This is a genomic window from Bradyrhizobium sp. CCBAU 11430 (assembly GCF_028128855.1).
GTDB lineage: Bacteria > Pseudomonadota > Alphaproteobacteria > Rhizobiales > Xanthobacteraceae > Bradyrhizobium > Bradyrhizobium ottawaense.
On the sequence record NZ_LBJV01000046.1, the window covers coordinates 56159 to 70501 of the forward strand.

The 14343-nt window shown below is 65.7% G+C and carries 17 protein-coding genes and 1 riboswitch; of the genes, 10 read left to right on the top strand and 7 right to left on the bottom strand.

Annotation, left to right across the window (positions count from 1 at the left end; all coding sequences use genetic code 11):
* Positions 1–136 precede the first annotated feature (136 nt).
* Positions 137–1000 carry a DUF1194 domain-containing protein gene (locus XI04_RS12455; RefSeq protein ID WP_028144196.1) on the bottom strand — a complete coding sequence of 288 codons (864 nt, stop codon included), beginning with the start codon at positions 998–1000 and terminating at the stop codon, positions 137–139.
* Between the two features lie 273 nt (positions 1001–1273).
* Positions 1274–1351: riboswitch (Fluoride riboswitch) on the top strand.
* A 102-nt stretch (positions 1352–1453) separates the two neighbouring features.
* On the opposite strand from XI04_RS12455, the gene XI04_RS12460 reads away from it, so the two are divergent.
* The 6 genes from XI04_RS12460 (at position 1454) to XI04_RS12485 (ending at position 5230) form a co-directional block, all read left to right on the top strand.
* Positions 1454–2662 (top strand): MFS transporter, encoded by a 1209-nt coding sequence (locus XI04_RS12460; RefSeq protein WP_028144195.1) that lies wholly within the window; start codon positions 1454–1456, stop codon positions 2660–2662.
* A gap of 19 nt (positions 2663–2681) precedes the next feature.
* Positions 2682–3071: a fluoride efflux transporter CrcB gene (gene crcB, locus XI04_RS12465; protein WP_028144194.1), complete on the top strand. Its 390-nt coding sequence runs from the start codon at positions 2682–2684 to the stop codon at positions 3069–3071.
* 201 nt (positions 3072–3272) lie between these two features.
* Complete coding sequence (gene crcB, locus XI04_RS12470; RefSeq protein ID WP_038950557.1) at positions 3273–3695, top strand: fluoride efflux transporter CrcB; 423 nt, start codon at positions 3273–3275, stop codon at positions 3693–3695.
* Between the two features lie 2 nt (positions 3696–3697).
* Positions 3698–4039 (top strand): DUF190 domain-containing protein, encoded by a 342-nt coding sequence (locus XI04_RS12475; protein WP_028144192.1) that lies wholly within the window; start codon positions 3698–3700, stop codon positions 4037–4039.
* Between the two features lie 44 nt (positions 4040–4083).
* The gene (gene clpS / locus XI04_RS12480) at positions 4084–4389 is read left to right on the top strand and encodes an ATP-dependent Clp protease adapter ClpS (protein ID WP_038950558.1); all 306 of its coding nucleotides are present in this window, start codon (positions 4084–4086) and stop codon (positions 4387–4389) included.
* Positions 4390–4468: 79 nt separating this feature from the next.
* Complete coding sequence (locus XI04_RS12485; protein WP_038950559.1) at positions 4469–5230, top strand: hypothetical protein; 762 nt, start codon at positions 4469–4471, stop codon at positions 5228–5230.
* 21 nt (positions 5231–5251) lie between these two features.
* Here XI04_RS12485 and XI04_RS12490 read toward each other — a convergent pair whose 3' ends face one another.
* From XI04_RS12490 to fabI, 4 genes are all read right to left on the bottom strand, one after another.
* Positions 5252–6442 (bottom strand): adenylate/guanylate cyclase domain-containing protein, encoded by a 1191-nt coding sequence (locus XI04_RS12490; protein ID WP_271623702.1) that lies wholly within the window; start codon positions 6440–6442, stop codon positions 5252–5254.
* A 62-nt stretch (positions 6443–6504) separates the two neighbouring features.
* Positions 6505–7593, bottom strand: a complete 1089-nt coding sequence (gene aroC / locus XI04_RS12495) for a chorismate synthase (protein ID WP_271610140.1) — start codon at positions 7591–7593, stop codon at positions 6505–6507.
* A 188-nt stretch (positions 7594–7781) separates the two neighbouring features.
* Positions 7782–8381, bottom strand: coding sequence for a histidine phosphatase family protein (locus XI04_RS12500; RefSeq protein WP_028144188.1), 600 nt, complete (start codon positions 8379–8381; stop codon positions 7782–7784).
* A gap of 13 nt (positions 8382–8394) precedes the next feature.
* Entirely contained in the window at positions 8395–9210 is an 816-nt protein-coding gene (fabI, locus tag XI04_RS12505) for an enoyl-ACP reductase FabI (RefSeq protein WP_028144187.1), read from the bottom strand.
* A gap of 173 nt (positions 9211–9383) precedes the next feature.
* Between fabI and XI04_RS12510 the strand changes: the two genes are divergently transcribed.
* Together XI04_RS12510 and XI04_RS12515 are read left to right on the top strand one after the other, a co-directional pair.
* Positions 9384–9872 carry an RNA polymerase sigma factor gene (locus XI04_RS12510; RefSeq protein ID WP_028144186.1) on the top strand — a complete coding sequence of 163 codons (489 nt, stop codon included), beginning with the start codon at positions 9384–9386 and terminating at the stop codon, positions 9870–9872.
* A gap of 106 nt (positions 9873–9978) precedes the next feature.
* Positions 9979–10749 carry an anti-sigma factor family protein gene (locus tag XI04_RS12515; protein WP_028144185.1) on the top strand — a complete coding sequence of 257 codons (771 nt, stop codon included), beginning with the start codon at positions 9979–9981 and terminating at the stop codon, positions 10747–10749.
* Positions 10750–11070: 321 nt separating this feature from the next.
* Here XI04_RS12515 and XI04_RS12520 read toward each other — a convergent pair whose 3' ends face one another.
* Together XI04_RS12520 and XI04_RS12525 are read right to left on the bottom strand one after the other, a co-directional pair.
* Complete coding sequence (locus tag XI04_RS12520; protein WP_028144184.1) at positions 11071–12033, bottom strand: DnaJ C-terminal domain-containing protein; 963 nt, start codon at positions 12031–12033, stop codon at positions 11071–11073.
* Positions 12034–12142: 109 nt separating this feature from the next.
* Positions 12143–12550, bottom strand: coding sequence for an RT0821/Lpp0805 family surface protein (locus XI04_RS12525; RefSeq protein WP_161966502.1), 408 nt, complete (start codon positions 12548–12550; stop codon positions 12143–12145).
* 113 nt (positions 12551–12663) lie between these two features.
* Here XI04_RS12525 and pdxH point away from each other — a divergent pair, with 113 nt between their 5' ends.
* Entirely contained in the window at positions 12664–13305 is a 642-nt protein-coding gene (gene pdxH / locus XI04_RS12530) for a pyridoxamine 5'-phosphate oxidase (protein ID WP_018322567.1), read from the top strand.
* Between the two features lie 26 nt (positions 13306–13331).
* Entirely contained in the window at positions 13332–14084 is a 753-nt protein-coding gene (locus XI04_RS12535) for an SDR family NAD(P)-dependent oxidoreductase (RefSeq protein WP_028144182.1), read from the top strand.
* Positions 14085–14343: the final 259 nt, after the last annotated feature.

Sequence of the window (14343 nt, forward strand, 5' to 3'; positions counted from 1 at the left end):
GGCAATCGAGTTGGAACCGGGTCGAACGCGGCTCGCCCGGGTTGTGGCTAATCCGCCACAAAGCCGACTGCGACGCTACCGTCATCGCGATCGTCGCCACGAGACGGCAGCGAGCATTGGCGACGTAGCACGCCGCTCAGCGCCCCCAGCGGTCCGACCAGATCTTCTCGCCGATCAGGCAGTTGACGCGCGGCTCCTTGTCGGCGACGGGCATCACGGGGCGCTCCGGCGTGCGGCCGGCGACCTCCATCAGCAGCTTGGTGCGGATCGCCTCCTTGAACTTGTCGCGGTCCTTGATCGTGATGACGAAGGAGCCCGGACCGCCGATGACGCAGTCCTCGTAGTAGAAATCGAGATTGTCGATATCCATGGTCGAATAGGACGGCTCCTTGACCATGATCGGCAGGCCGTTGATGACGACGCCCTTCTCCAGCGCGGCGTCGCGCGCCACCGTGACCGGACCGCCATTGTTGTTGGGGCCGTCGCCGGAAATGTCGATCACACGGCGCAGGCCCCGATAGGGATCCTCGTCGAACAGCGGCATCGCGAACGTGATCGCACCGGAGATCGAGGTGCGCGAGGCGCGCCGGATCGGCGTCTTCATGATCTCGGCGGCGACTGCATCCGCCGTCTCCGGGCCGTCGATCAGCCGCCAGGGAATGATGATCTTCTGGTCGCTCGAGGCGGCCCACTCGAAATAGGTCACCGCGATCCGGCCGTTCGGTCCGAGCTTCAGCGCCTGAAGAAATTCCTTCGACTGGATCGCCTGCGCATAGCCTTCGCGCTGGATCGCGAGTTCGTCCATGTCCATGGAGTAGGACACGTCGACCGCGAGGATCAGCTCGACGTCGACCGTCTGCGCGTCCCTGTCGGCCGCAAACCGCTGCGGCTGGTTCTTTGGCGGTTCAAATTTTGGTCCTGGTGCCGCGATGCCCGCGACGTCCCCTCCGGCAAACATGCCGGCAACCAGCACAGCCCCGATCGAGAACAGCAAACGCATCGCAGTCTCCCGTCGTATGACGCGATGGTGACATGCAATCGCCGAGCCGCAAAGGGCGAAGATCGCTTGCGCTTCACATTCGAGTTAGGAAGCTGCGGGTCGGGACTGTGCACGCCCTTGCGCGAAGCTGCCGCCGTGTTGCCGCGCTCGCGCCGCTGGAACGCGCCAGATTGCTCGCATCATCGGGGCCCGCGTTGCGCAAAGCCGGAACGACGAGCCGCGGGACAGAGCGCCCCACCTACTTGTCCGGCCCGATTTCCATGCTAGGTTGGCCATACAGATGGGGATGGAGTCCCCCGATAACCGCCCGCCGGTCGATGACCGTGGTGGGCTGATGACTCCTGCTTGAGGAGGGGCAAACTTTGGGCCTCTGCCTTCGGCGGGAGCATGGACAAACCCGCCGATGGCGGGTTTTTTGTTGTCTGGCGACGAAAGCCGGGAGAAGGCGAAGACGTGACGACGACGACACCGAATGCTGCACGTAGCGCCCTACCCAGAGGGATCTGGGTGCTCGGCTTCGTCTCGATGCTGATGGACATCTCCTCCGAGATGATCCACGCGCTCCTGCCGGTCTATCTCGTCACCGTGCTCGGCGCTTCCACGCTCACCGTCGGCTTCATCGAGGGCATCGCGGAGGCGACGGCCTCGATCACCAAGATCTTTTCCGGCGCATTGTCCGACTGGCTCGGCCGGCGCAAGCTGCTCGCAGCGCTCGGCTACGGGCTCGCGGCCTTCACCAAACCGCTGTTCCCGCTTGCCCCCAGCGTCGGATGGCTGGTGGCGGCGCGCTTCATCGACCGCGTCGGCAAGGGCATTCGCGGCGCGCCGCGCGATGCGCTGATCGCCGATATCGCGCCTCGCGGCCTGCGCGGGGCGAGCTTTGGCCTGCGGCAATCGCTCGACACCATCGGCGCCTTCGTCGGACCGCTCGTGGCGATCGGCCTGATGTGGTGGACCGCTGACAATTTTACCGCGGTGTTCTGGGTGGCGGTGCTGCCGGCCTTCTTGTCGTTCGGCTTGATCGCGTTCGCGGTGAGCGAGCCGGAGCCGGATCCGAGCCGGGAGCCTGCAGGGAATCCGCTCAATCTCGCCGCGATGCGGCAGCTCGGCACGGTTTATTGGCGCGTCGTGGCCGTCGGCGTCGTCTTCACCCTCGCGCGCTTCAGCGAGGCTTTTTTGATCCTGCGGGCACAGAATATCGGGCTCAATGCGATGTGGGTGCCGGCGGTGCTGGTGCTGATGAACATCGTCTACGCGCTGTCGGCCTATCCGGCCGGCGTGCTCTCGGACCGGATCAACCGGACCGGCCTGCTCGCGCTCGGGCTCGTTTTCCTCGCGTGTGCCGATCTTGCGCTGGCGCTGCTGCCGAGCCTTGGCGGACTCGCACTCGGCGTCGCGCTGTGGGGGCTGCATATGGGACTGACGCAAGGCCTGCTCTCGGCCCTCGTCGCCGACGCCGCGCCGCCCAGCCTGCGCGGCACCGCGTTCGGCTATTTCAACCTGTTCACCGGCCTTGCCTTGCTGGCCGCGAGCGTGATCGCCGGCGCGCTGTGGGACGCCTATGGTCCGGCAGGAACGTTCTTTGCGGGGCTCGGCTTCGCGCTGGTCTCGCTCGTGGGACTATTGGCCGTCGGCAACGGTCTGGCAGCGGAGGACAAATGAGGATGAGAGGTCGTTCGTCGTGCTGAGCGGAGCAATCGCCATCATGGTCGGCAGCGTGCTCGGCGGCTGCGCACGCTATTTCGTTTCCGGCGTGATCGCGCGGCGGCTGGGCGAGACGTTTCCGTGGGGCACCATGACCATCAACGTCACCGGTGCCTTCCTGATCGGCATTTTCGGCGCGCTGGCGACCCATCCCGGCTCGGCCTTCGCCGCGCCCAATCCGTGGCTGTTCGCGGTGACGGGATTTCTCGGCTGCTACACCACGGTGTCCTCGTTCAGCCTGCAGACGCTGACGCTCGTGCGGAGCGGCGAACCGATGCATGCGCTCGGCAATGTCGTGTTCTCGGTCGGGCTCTGCCTTGCCGCCGTCAGCTGCGGTTTCCTCCTTGCGGACGGTCTGGGAGGCTAACGCGATGGCATTTGTCGAAGCGTTGGCCAGGCCGCGGCTTCACCTCGCCCCGCTTGCGGGGAGAGGTCGGAATCTGCGTGAAACGCAGATTCCGGGTGAGGGGGACTCTCCGCGAGTCCAACTGCCACCTCCCTCGTGGAGAGCCCCCCTCACCCCGACCCTCTCCCCGCGCGCGGGGAGAGGGAGAAGGGCTAGAGGCCGATGAACTCTCCCGCCGAGCGCTGGCGCACTGCGATGCTTTACGGCTGGGTTGCTGTCGGCAGCATCGTCGGCGGGCTGACGCGCTATCTCGTCGGGCTCGCGCTCGACACCGGGCCGGGCTTTCCCTTCGCGACGCTGTTCATCAACGCAACGGGCTCGCTGATCATCGGCTTCTACGCGACGTTGACCGGCCCCGACGGCCGTCTGCTGGCGCGGCCCGAGCACCGGCAATTCGTCATGACCGGGTTCTGCGGCGGCTACACCACCTTTTCGACCTTCAGCCTGGAGACCTTCCGCCTGTTCCACGGCGGCATGAGATACACCGCGCTCGCCTATATCGCGGCGTCGGTGATCTGCTGGCTGGTGTCGGTGTGGGCAGGCCATATGATGGCGAGCCGCTACAACCGCTTGACGAGGAACTGACCATGCAAATCCCCAATCAGGCAGTTTCGCTCCGGATCTTCATCGGCGAGAGCGACCATTTCGACGGCAAGCCGCTTTATGAAGCGATCGTGATGACCGCGCGCGAGCGGCACCTTGCCGGCGCCACCGTGCTGCGCGGCCCCATGGGCTTCGGCAAATCGAGCCGGCTGCATACGTCGAAGATCCTGCGGCTTTCTGAAGATTTACCGCTCTTGATCGAGATCGTCGACAGCGAGGACAACATCAACGCATTCCTGCCCATCCTGGATGGCATGATGTCGAGCGGGCTGATCACCTTGGAGAAGGTGCAGGTCCTGCAATATGGTGCGAAGGCCGCAGGCTGATCGCTGCGGCGGGGAACTCGAGCCCGCCGTGTCCGGGAGGCGGAATGAACAATACTGTCACCAAGCCGAAGACGCGGACCAGGACCAAGGTCGAGCGGCCGAAGCTGCACAAGGTCATCCTGATCAACGACGACTACACGCCGCGCGAATTCGTCACCATGATCCTGAAGGCCGAATTCCGCATGACCGAGGATCAGGCCTACAAGGTGATGATCACCGCGCACAAGCTCGGCGCCTGCGTCGTCGCCGTGTTCACCAGGGACGTCGCCGAGACCAAGGCCACCCGCGCCACCGACGCCGGCCGCGCCAAGGGCTATCCGCTGCTGTTCACGACGGAGCCGGAGGAGTAGCGGCGCTATCTGCCCGCTTCGGGTCAATTTTAGCGATCCGCGCTACCGCAGGTTCAATCTCCTGTGTCACCACAACGCGATGACAGTCGCACTGCGCAAACAGCTCGCGCTCGAGCCCGCCCGCCCCGAAACCTCGTTCGGTCCGTTCAAGCTCCTGCATGCCCTGCCCTGGCTGATCCTGGCGGCTGCAATGCGGGTGATCGCGTTCGGCGGCGGCGCCGTGGCACTGCCGGCCATCATCGTTTCCGACATTTCGGTGCTGCTGGCGTTCTTTGCGACGGCACGACAATCGATCGAGGCGGCCGGCGGCCAATCCTCGCTCGGCACGCTGACATTGGGCGACCAGTTCAAGCTCTCCTTCTCGATCCTGTGGCGGATCATGCTCGTGATGATCGCTGCGGCGCTCAGCGCCGCAGCGATCGGCTATGAGGCTTCGTATCATCTGATGGCAGGCCTCGACGGCATGGCATTCGACCAGTTCACCCATCCCGGTCGATTCTGGAGCGCATGGATCGCCGCACTCGTGCTGCTCATGATCGTCCGTGCCGAGCGCGACGACGGCAAGGTCGCCCTGTTTGCCGCCATCGGCGAATTCGCGCGGCGCGGACTGTGGCTCGGCGCCGCCGTCATCGTCCTCGGCAGCGTCAACGTCGCCCTCGCCTATGGACAGGAAACGGTGCGCAGCGCGATTTGGAATTTCTGGCAGACCTCGTCGGCGACCCAGTTCAGCAAGAACCTGATCTATTTCGTCTTCATCTTCAGCTTTGCCATGCTGCGGCTGTGGATCACTCTGACGATCCTGACGCTTGGGCTGAGGCAGTCGTATGTGCGCGCTGATTAGTTCCGCCGACGGTGCCGTCCGCTAGGCCATCACAACCGGTGTCTCCTCGCCGAGCCCGTACACGCGCTGCGCCTTGGAAAACCCCGCGATCGGAAACTCGCCGAGCTCGCGCCAGTCGTGGCGGCAGACATTGGCAAAACCTTCCGAGGCAACGACCGTCCGCCCCAGGCGGCCCGTGATCTTCTCGAGCCTTGCGGCAAGGTTCACGGCGGGACCAATGCAGGTGAAGTCGAGGCGGTTGCCGCCGCCGATATTGCCGTAGAGGATGTTGCCGACGTGCAGCGCGACGCCGAAGCGGAAGCGCTCGACGGCCTCGCCAACCGGAAAGGCCAGCGCCTCGACGCTGGCGCGGGACTCGCGCGCCGCTTCCAGCACGCGCGTGCAGACATGGGCGGCATCGCCGACATATTCGTCGATCGGGAACACAGCGAGCAGGCCGTCGCCCATGAATTTCAGCACTTCGCCGCCATGGCCGCGGATCGCAGTGACCTGACAGTCGAAATAGTGATTGAGGATCTCGACCACGGTCTCGGCCGGCAGCCGGTCCGACAGCGCGGTGAAGCCGCGCAGATCCGACAGCCAGATCGCGGCCTGCATGGTGTCGTTGTGACCGCGGCGGATCTGGCCGCCGAGGATGCGCGCGCCGGCGCGGTTGCCGACATAGGTGTCGAGCAGCATCTCGGCGGTGCGGCGCAGGCTGATGATCTCGCTGACGCGCGCCAGCGGCGTCACGATAGAGCGGATCGCCGCGATGTGGTCGTCAGTGAAGCCGCCGGGATGCCGTGTCACCCAGCTCGTCGCGTGGACCGAGCCGTCGAGAAACGGCATCGGCACCGCGATGTAGTCGGTCGCTCCTTGGGCGCGCAGGTCGTCGAGGATCGGAAACCGCTTGTTGTCGGGATCGCCGATGCGCCCCCTGACCTCGATCCCCTGCTCGAACACGATGCGGAGCGGGCTCGCGGCGAATTCGGGCGTGTCGAGGATCTCGAAATCGACGGTGCCGATCTCGACCTCCTCGCCCTGCCGCCAGATGAAGTTGCGGCCGAAGATCTCCGGATGCAGCGTGCGGATGAAGATGCCGAACCGCCAGATTGGCAGGCCGGCTTCGACCAGATGCTCGCAGACGTCCGCGATCATCTCGGCCGGGGTGCCTGACGACCGCGCGCCGTCGATCAGCCAGTTGGTGATGCGCTGGAGCTCGGAGCTTTGCATGCCCGCATTTGCGGACGAAGTTGTAGCGCCGTCAAGCTGCGCGGTGGGCTAGTACCGCGACATCAACGCCCCACCTGCCCGCGATCGCGCAAAAAGTGGTCGGCGAGCACGCAGGCCATCATGGCTTCGCCGACGGGGACGGCGCGGATGCCGACGCAGGGGTCGTGGCGGCCCTTGGTGAAGATTTCGGTGTCCGCGCCCTTGCGATCGACGGTCCGGCGCGGCTGCAGGATCGAGGAGGTCGGCTTCACCGCGAAACGCACCACCACCGGCTGCCCCGTGGATATGCCGCCCAGCACGCCGCCGGCATGGTTGGACAAAAAGCGCGTGCCGTCATTGCCGGTGCGCATCTCGTCGGCATTCTCCTCGCCGGTGAGCTCGGCGGCGCCGAAACCGGCGCCGATCTCGACACCCTTCACCGCGTTGATGGTCATCATCGCGCCCGCCAGATCGGAATCGAGCTTGGCGTAGATCGGCGCGCCAAGGCCGGCCGGCACGCCTTCGGCGACCACCTCGATCACCGCGCCGATCGAGGAGCCGTTCTTGCGGATGCCGTCGAGATAGGTCTCGAAGAACGCGGCCTTGTCCTTGTCCGGGCAGAAGAACGGATTTTTGGCGATCTCGTCCCAGTCCCACTTCGCACGGTCGATCTTGTGCGGGCCGATCTGCACCAGCGCGCCGCGCACCTTCACGTCGGGCAGCACCTTGCGCGCGATGGCACCGGCGGCAACGCGCGTCGCGGTCTCGCGCGCCGAGGAGCGGCCGCCGCCGCGATAATCGCGCAGGCCGTATTTGGCCTCATAGGTGAAGTCGGCGTGACCGGGCCGAAACTTGTCCTTGATCTCGGAATAGTCCTTGGAGCGCTGGTCGGTGTTCTCGATCAGGAGCCCGATCGGCGTGCCGGTCGTCACCTGCACGCCGGTCTCCGGATGCGTCATCACGCCGGAGAGGATCTTGACCTGGTCCGGCTCCTGGCGCTGGGTGGTGAAGCGCGACTGGCCCGGCCGGCGGCGATCGAGGTCCTGCTGGATGTCGGCCTCGGTGAGCGGGATCATGGGCGGACAGCCGTCGACCACGCAGCCGATTGCCACCCCATGGCTCTCGCCGAAAGTGGTGACGCGGAACATGTGGCCGAAGGTATTGAAGGACATCGCTGCTCGCTGGCTCGGTTCCGGCGTGTGGTAACGCGCCCTCGATGGAGGGTCAAATGCGTACCACATTCGTCATGGCCGGGCTTGTTGTTTAGCCCGGCCATCCACGTTCTAGCTGCCGCGAGCGCGAAAGTCCGTGGATGCCCGGGACAAGCCCGGGCATGACGGCGGAGATTGCGGCGGCACCGTTAGCTATGCTTCTCCAGCCGGCCGTCGCGGAACACGTAGACGGCGCCCTGCTCGATATAGAGCTCGGCGGCACTGACGGGGGTCTCCAGGCCGAGCGACACCATCAGGGCCCGGCAGGTCCCGCCATGGGCGACCGCGACGATGTCGGTCCGCAGCTGGTCGTACCAGGCGCGAACGCGGACTTGCACGTCGGCATAGGTCTCCCCGCCATCGGGGCCGACCGTCCATTTGTCGGCGAGGCGTCTGGCATAGACGCCGGGATCCTTCGCCTCGCTCTCGGCCAACGTCAGACCTTCCCAGACGCCATAGCCGATCTCGCGCAGGCGATCGTCGAGCGCGTAATCCGCCACCGGCAGCTCTAACTTGGCGCGCGCGAGTTCCATGGTCTGGCGCGCACGGCCGAGCGGGCTCGACACATAGGGTAACGCCGCCTTGTCGCGGCCCTCGCGCTTGAACAGATCGGCGAGAATGCTGCCGGCCTGCACGGCCTGACCGCGTCCACGCGCGTTCAGCGGAACGTCCTTGGTGCCCTGAAGCCTCCCGAGCGCATTCCACTCGGTCTCACCATGGCGAAGGTAATAGATCGTGGGCACGGGCATTCCGGATTTGAGGCTAGTCCTTGCCGCCGAACGAGATGTCCGGCGCGTCCGGGCGCTTCATGCCGAGCACGTGATAGCCGGAATCGACGTGATGCACTTCGCCGGTGACGCCGCGCGAGAGGTCGGAGAGGAAATACAACGCACTGCCGCCGACGTCCTCGGTCGACACGTTGCGCCGCATCGGCGCGTTGGCCTCGTTCCACTTCAGGATATAGCGGAAGTCGCCGATGCCGGACGCCGCGAGCGTCTTGATCGGACCTGCCGAGATCGCATTGACGCGGATGTTCTTCTCGCCGAGGTCGGCGGCGAGATAGCGCACGCTGGCCTCCAGCGCCGCCTTGGCGACGCCCATCACGTTGTAATGCGGCATCCACTTCTCGGCGCCGTAATAGCTGAGCGTGATCAGCGAGCCGCCGTCGGTCATCAGCTTCTCGGCGCGCTGCGCCACGGCCGTGAACGAGTAGCAGGAGATCAGCATCGACTTGGAGAAATTCTCCTGCGTGGTGTCGACGTAGCGGCCGTCGAGCTGCTCGCCATAGGCGATCGCGTGCACCAGGAAGTCGATCTTGCCCCATTTCTCCTTCAGGACCGCGAACGCGGCATCGATGGTCGCGGCATCCGTGACGTCGCAATGGCCGAGCACGAGACCATCGATCTCGGCGGCGAGCGGCTCGACGCGCTTCTTCAGCGCATCGCCCTGATAGGTAAAGGCGAGCTCGGCGCCGGCGGCGTGGCATGCCTTGGCGATGCCCCAGGCGATCGAGCGGTTGTTGGCAACGCCGAGGACCACTCCGCGCTTTCCTTGCATCAGACCCGAATTCTGCGCCATTTTTGAACGTCCCGTCGAACTCTTGGTGAGGTCTGGAGGTACACCAGCCCTCCCCTGCGGTACAGCCCTAATACGCCGCGTTAACGCTGTTTCGAGCGCCGGAATAGCCGTTCCGTTCGGGTGTTATGATCGCTATAGGCGCTCGCGCCTGATACCAGGACGTCAAGACCGCAATGAGTGCGTTTCGCCAGAGTGTGGAAGCCATGATCCCGGCGTTGCGCCGCTACGCCCGCGCGCTCACGCGCGACGCGGACGCGGCCGACGATCTGGTGCAGGACACGCTGGTGCGAGCACTGCGTTCGGAGCGATTGTTTCTCGGAGGCGACGTCAGGAGCTGGCTCTACACGATCCTGACCAACCTCAACAAGAACCGGCGGCGCTCGCTGGCGAGGCGGCCGCAGTTCATGCAGCTGACGGAGAACAACCCGGATGCCAGCGGCACCGAAGCCGAAGGACGCGACATCGAGAGGGCGCTGGCGACGCTCGTCGAGGAGCAACGCTCGGTGTTGCTCCTCGTGATGCTGGAAGGCATGAGCTACCGCGAGGTCGCCGACATCCAGGGCGTGCCGATCGGCACCGTGATGTCGCGCCTCGCCCGTGCCCGCGCCCACGTCAAGGCCTCGCTGGAGGGCGAGCGCCCGACGCTCAGGCGGGTGAAATGATGGCAGGGTTGATGCATCGCGTGTCGTCCGCCAGCAGCATGAAGATGAGCTACGCGAAGTCGAGCTTTGAACGACATTTAAGGCCACAGAGCCAGAGACGATTGATATGAACGACCGCAATATCCCAGTGACCGAGGACGAACTGCACGCCTATGTCGACGGCGAGCTGCCGGCCGAGCGCCGCGCCGACGTCGAGGCCTGGCTCGCCGCCCATCCTGAAGAGGCCGAGCGCGTGCAGTCCTGGCGCGCCATGGCGGAGATGCTGCACGCCCGCTACGATGCCGTCGCCCAGGAGCCGGTGCCGGCCCGGCTGGAGCTCGAGCGGCTGGAACGCCGCCCGCGGCAATGGCTCTATGGCGCCGCGGCGGCGGTGCTGGTCGCCTTCGTCGCCGGCGGCGCCGCCGGCTGGGTCGGGCATGGCGCCGCCAATGCCCCCTCCACCTTCCGAAGCTTTACGGCGGACGCGCTCGACGCCCACCGCCTCTATGTCGTGGAGGTCCGCCACCCCGTCGAGGTCGGCGGCAATGAGCGCGACCACCTGCAGGCCTGGCTGACCCGGCGCTGCGGCTGGACCGTGTTCGCGCCGAACCTGGAGGCGAGCGGGCTGAAGCTCGTCGGCGGCCGGCTGTTGCCGGGACCGAACGGTCCGGCCTCGTTCCTGATGTATGAGGGCGCCTCGGGCGAGCGCTACACGATCTACACCGCCAAGACCGAGAATGGTGCGACGCAAATGCGCTACGCCAAAACGGACAAGGACGGCGCGTTGTTCTGGGCCGAGCGCGGCGTCGGCTACGTCGTCAGCGGCGGCGGTGATCGCGACCGGCTGACCCGAGTGGCGCAGGCGGTGTATGATCAGGCCGAGAAAAACGGCACCTAGACAGCCGCTCGAGGGCGGTGCCTAGATTCCGTCATTGAAAATTTGGAATGAAGACATCGGCGCGTCTCATTATCGCACCGGATGATCACGCGAAAATGAGCAGCGTTCGATCCGCCGATCGACGCGGGCGGCCTCGATTGGGGTTTTTGGTACCGCGCTGGTCCCCCTCTCGAGGCCGCACCTTTTTATCGGCTGCCCCGCCGGGCAACCGACACGTCTCGAACGTCAGCGTCGAAGCGCGAGCCGCGCTTCAGGCGTATGTTGAGCATCATCCTTTTGGGAAGAGAATGCTCCGATCGTCGGGATGACTCGGCTAGCGCCCTAGCCGAGCCCGCTACGTGGATTGTAGGGGTGTTGGTCCCGCCACTTCTCCATCAATGCTTCAAGCTCGGCGTCGTTCCCGTCCGGTAGCATAATCCTGATGGTGACGAAGAGATCCCCGGTTCCGCCAGATTTCGGCAATCCCTTACCTTTGAGGCGGAAGGTCCGGCCACTGGAGGTATTTTTCGGAACCGAAAGCTCCACGGCATTGCCGAGGGTGGGCACGCGGACCTTGGCTCCGAGCACCGCCTCGTAGAGCGTCACCGGCAGATCGATCCGCAAGTCGGCGCCCTCGACCTTGAAGTGGGCGTGCGGCGCGATGTTGATGGTGATCAGGAGATCGCCAGGCGGATGGCCCTGCGCGGACTCGCCCTGTCCCCGGAGCCGGATCTGCTGGCCCTCAGTGACGCCGGCCGGAATCTTGACGTTGAGCTCCTTGCCTGTCGGCAGCCGGACGCGCTTCTCGCCGCCCTTGACCGACTCTTCCAGCGAGACGGACATGGCGACATTCACGTCGAGATCGAGCCCGACGCCGCCGGTGTCGAATTCGAACTGCCCGGCGCCGCCGGCCCCAGGCCGGGCGCCGCGCATCCCGCCGCCGAACATGCTGTTGAGGATATCCTCGAACGCGCCGCCGCCCTGGCCGGGGCCGCCGCCGGAGCGGAACGTATAGCTTTCGAACCCGCCGGGGCCGGCGCGGCCGCGCGGCCCGCCACCGCCCGGAAAACCCTGGAAGCGCGGCTTGCCGTCGGCGTCGATCTCGCCGCGGTCGAACTGCTTGCGCTTGTCCTCGTCGCCGATGATCTCGTTCGCCGAGTTGATCTCGGAGAAGCGTTCGGCGGCCTTGGGGTCGTCCTTGTTGCTGTCGGGATGATGCTTCTTGGCAAGCTTGCGATAGGCGCTTTTGATCGCGGCAGCGCTGGCGCTCCGCGGCACCCCCAAGACCTCATAGGGGTCGCGCATCCGTCACGTCTCCTTCAAGAAATCGAATTGTTCAAAGGGCTCCCCGCCCCACCTGCAATCCATGTGGGGAGAGAGTGGCATTTTTGCAACTAGGGGCGCGCGCCGAATCCTAGCTCCGCCACGGCTTTAGCGTATGAATCTCCCAACGGCCACGGGTGCTTTGGCAGCCGGCGCCCTGGAGCCAGCTTTCGGTCGCCCCGTTGACGTAGCTCGCCAGGAAATCGCGGCATTTGCGGCCGTCCTCGGCGGCATAGGACTGCGCGATCGGCGTCACCGAACCGCGCGCGCCGGTCTCCGGATTCTCCCAATGCTGGCTGGAATCCCTGTCGCCCTTGCTGAGGACGTCGGAGGCGGCGTTGCGGGCGAAGGCGAGATCGGTCTCGGTCGGCGGGGCGTCCTTCGCCGGCCGCGCGATCGAACCGGTGAGGTCGCTGTCGTCGGCCTTGGCGTAGGCACTCTTGTCATTGCGGGAAAAGCTGCATCCTCCGGCACCGAGCCCGATGAGAATGATCGTCATGACAAAGCCGGACGGCCGGATCGCCGATAGGCCAACGCGTCCCCATGCCCTATATAGGGCGGTAGCGGACGACAACGCGTTTTGGGCCGCGGGACGCAACTCGGACTCCAGACATGACCGACACGACCTCGATGAAACACCAGACACCCTTAACATCCGGTGATTTCACCGCCGCCGACGAGCCATTTGCATTGTTCGAGGCCTGGCTGAACGAGGCGATCAAGAGCGAGCCGAACGATCCGAACGCCATGGCGCTCGCAACCGTCGACCCCGACGGCTTGCCTGACGTGCGCATGGTGCTGATGAAAGGCTTCGATACCGAGGGTTTTGTCTTCTACAGCCACATCGCCAGCCAGAAGGGCCGCGAACTCGCCGCAAATCCTAAGGCAGCGTTACTTTTTCACTGGAAGTCGCTGCGCCGTCAGGTCCGCATCCGCGGCAACGTGACGCCGGTGACCGAGGCCGAGGCCGACGCCTATTTCGCCACCCGGCCCAAGCAGGCCCAGATCGGCGCCTGGGCGAGCAAGCAGTCGCAGGAGCTGGAAAGCCGCTTCGCCTTCGAGCAGGCGATCGCGAAGGTCGCGGCCAGATACGTCATCGGCGAAGTGCCGCGGCCGCCGGGCTGGAGCGGCTGGCGCATCACGCCCTCGCGGATCGAGTTCTGGCACGACCGCCCGTTCCGCTTGCACGACCGCATCGAATTTCGCCGTGACGCGGCGGGCCAGAAGTGGTCCAAGACGCGGATGTACCCCTAAGCTTTAGGCCGACCTGAAAGATGTCCATGCCGCATTCGTCCAATGCGCCGCGCCGCACACTGCTCCTGACCGGAGCCAGCCGCGGCATCGGCCACGCCACCGTGATCCGCTTCTCCTCGGCGGGCTGGCGCGTCATCACCTGCTCGCGGCATCCGTTTCCGGAGGACTGCCCGTGGGACGCGGGGCCCGAGGACCACATCCAGGTCGACCTCGCCGACCCCGCGGATACCACGCGCGCGATTTCCGACATCCGCAACCGGCTCGAAGGCGGCACGCTGCATGCGCTGGTCAACAATGCCGCGATCTCGCCGAAGGGCGCGGGCGGCTCCAGGCTCGGCTCGGTCGACACCGATCTCGACACCTGGACGCACGTCTTCCATGTCAACTTCTTCGCGCCGATCATGATGGCGCGCGGGCTGATCGAGGAATTGAAGGCGGCCAAGGGCTCGGTCGTGAACGTCACCTCGATCGCGGGCTCGCGCGTGCACCCGTTTGCGGGCGCCGCCTACGCCACGTCGAAGGCCGCGCTCGCATCGCTGACGCGCGAGATGGCCTCCGATTTCGGCCGCGTCGGCGTCCGCGTCAACGCGATCGCACCGGGCGAGATCGACACCTCGATCCTGTCGCCCGGCACCGAGAAGATCGTCGAGCAACAGATCCCGATGCACCGGCTCGGCACGCCCGACGAAGTGGCCAAGATCATCTACGTGCTGTGCACGGACACCTCGTCCTACGTCAACGGCGCCGAGATCCACATCAACGGCGGCCAGCACGTGTAGTCCGTTCGCGTCATCGCAGTGACGCAACAGGGCGACAACCTCGCTCTCTCGTGTCCCGGACGCGTTGCGGCACGCAGTGACGCTGCGCAGAGCCGGGATCCAGGGGCGGCTCGGCACGCGGCGAGGTGGGCCCCGGCTCTGCAGCGCACCGTCCACCCGGACGATGCTTCGCATCGCCGGGATGACGCTGCGCTGCGTCCGGGGCACGAGAACGGAGTGTGGCGCACATTGCGATGCTCCAGTGCACATCCCAGCGGCG

Bases quoted from the DNA above. Each gene is read 5' to 3' on its own strand.
- XI04_RS12455 (WP_028144196.1), bottom strand. From the start codon at position 1,000: ATGCGTTTGCTGTTCTCGATCGGGGCTGTGCTGGTTGCCGGCATGTTT.
- crcB (WP_038950557.1), top strand. From the start codon at position 3,273: ATGAACTCTCCCGCCGAGCGCTGGCGCACTGCGATGCTTTACGGCTGG.
- XI04_RS12475 (WP_028144192.1), top strand. From the start codon at position 3,698: ATGCAAATCCCCAATCAGGCAGTTTCGCTCCGGATCTTCATCGGCGAG.
- clpS (WP_038950558.1), top strand. From the start codon at position 4,084: ATGAACAATACTGTCACCAAGCCGAAGACGCGGACCAGGACCAAGGTC.
- XI04_RS12485 (WP_038950559.1), top strand. From the start codon at position 4,469: ATGACAGTCGCACTGCGCAAACAGCTCGCGCTCGAGCCCGCCCGCCCC.
- XI04_RS12490 (WP_271623702.1), bottom strand. From the start codon at position 6,442: ATGCAAAGCTCCGAGCTCCAGCGCATCACCAACTGGCTGATCGACGGC.
- aroC (WP_271610140.1), bottom strand. From the start codon at position 7,593: ATGTCCTTCAATACCTTCGGCCACATGTTCCGCGTCACCACTTTCGGC.
- XI04_RS12500 (WP_028144188.1), bottom strand. From the start codon at position 8,381: ATGCCCGTGCCCACGATCTATTACCTTCGCCATGGTGAGACCGAGTGG.
- fabI (WP_028144187.1), bottom strand. From the start codon at position 9,210: ATGGCGCAGAATTCGGGTCTGATGCAAGGAAAGCGCGGAGTGGTCCTC.
- XI04_RS12510 (WP_028144186.1), top strand. From the start codon at position 9,384: ATGAGTGCGTTTCGCCAGAGTGTGGAAGCCATGATCCCGGCGTTGCGC.
- XI04_RS12515 (WP_028144185.1), top strand. From the start codon at position 9,979: ATGAACGACCGCAATATCCCAGTGACCGAGGACGAACTGCACGCCTAT.
- XI04_RS12520 (WP_028144184.1), bottom strand. From the start codon at position 12,033: ATGCGCGACCCCTATGAGGTCTTGGGGGTGCCGCGGAGCGCCAGCGCT.
- XI04_RS12525 (WP_161966502.1), bottom strand. From the start codon at position 12,550: ATGACGATCATTCTCATCGGGCTCGGTGCCGGAGGATGCAGCTTTTCC.
- pdxH (WP_018322567.1), top strand. From the start codon at position 12,664: ATGACCGACACGACCTCGATGAAACACCAGACACCCTTAACATCCGGT.
- XI04_RS12535 (WP_028144182.1), top strand. From the start codon at position 13,332: ATGCCGCATTCGTCCAATGCGCCGCGCCGCACACTGCTCCTGACCGGA.